Source organism: Methanobrevibacter curvatus (assembly GCF_001639295.1).
Taxonomy (GTDB): Archaea; Methanobacteriota; Methanobacteria; order Methanobacteriales; family Methanobacteriaceae; genus Methanoflexus; species Methanoflexus curvatus.
Map to the genome: position 1 here is coordinate 1 of NZ_LWMV01000133.1, position 633 is coordinate 633.

A 633-nucleotide genomic window follows, 5' to 3' on the forward strand; every position below is an offset into this window, starting at 1 on the left:
CGGCAAAGACCAATGGTGGAGTTTTATATCTTAATGGAGGAGTTACTAATATCTCTGGAACTTCTAATTTTACAAACAACCGTGCTATAAACGGTGGAGCAATATACTCTAAAAGCAAACTATTTATCTCATCATCTTTATTTGCCCTAAACAGTGCTACCAGTGGTGGAGGAGTATTATACAGTTTAAATGACCTACAAATCATAAATTCCACTTTCAACGACAACAAAGCCAATTCAAACGGCGGAACAATATATTCCAATGCCATTTGCAAAATAACCAACTCCAACTTTAAAAATACCAGTGGAAAGTACGGAAGTGCGATATATTCTAATAAAACTTTAAATTTAACTAATGTTACCTTTAGTGGCATTAAAATGAATGTGGTTATGGTAGTTACCTTACCTTATGGTGTGAAATACTATTATAATGTTGTAACTAATAAACCTTCTAGCCCGACTATTGTCAAAGTAGTTTTAACCAAAAATAATAACATTGCAAATGCTATTTGGCAAACAAGCTCAGGAAATACAGCCATCAATAATAAAAAACAAACACCTAACAGTGCTTTAGCAAAAGAAAAGGTAGTACTAAACAATAAATATTCTGCCACAACTAACTCCAGTGGAACAG

General features: G+C 33.3%; 1 pseudogene. It reads left to right on the forward strand.

Going from position 1 to position 633, the window contains the following annotated elements:
- Positions 1-633, forward strand: a pseudogene (locus tag MBCUR_RS03315) (hypothetical protein); the annotation flags it as partial.